Origin of the sequence: Citrobacter sp. TBCS-14 (assembly GCF_005280805.1) — a bacterium.
GTDB classification, from domain to species: domain Bacteria; phylum Pseudomonadota; class Gammaproteobacteria; order Enterobacterales; family Enterobacteriaceae; genus Citrobacter; species Citrobacter gillenii.
This window is the reverse complement of sequence record NZ_SZWM01000490.1, coordinates 1-205: the sequence shown is the minus strand read 5'-3', so window position 1 is coordinate 205 and position 205 is coordinate 1. Positions and strand designations below refer to the sequence as shown.

Below are 205 nucleotides of genomic sequence, written 5' to 3'. Positions count from 1 at the left end.
TTTTTTACCAATCCGGACTCACAAAGCGCCGCAATATGATTCATCACCGAGCGTTTGCTGATCTCACACTGATCGGCAATATGCTGGTAGCTCGGCCAGCACTCTCCCTGATCGCCGGCGTTGTCCGCCAGCTTAATCAGAACAAGTTTACGTAATGGATTGCCCACACAAACTTTCATCGCTTTGACCATCAGCTCCATGCTCA

At 49.8% G+C, this 205-nt stretch carries 1 protein-coding gene; it reads right to left on the bottom strand.

Annotated elements, in window-relative coordinates; translation table 11 throughout:
• A partial coding sequence (locus FDX22_RS19495) for a helix-turn-helix domain-containing protein (protein ID WP_146717649.1) occupies positions 1-205 on the bottom strand: 205 nt, incomplete at both ends.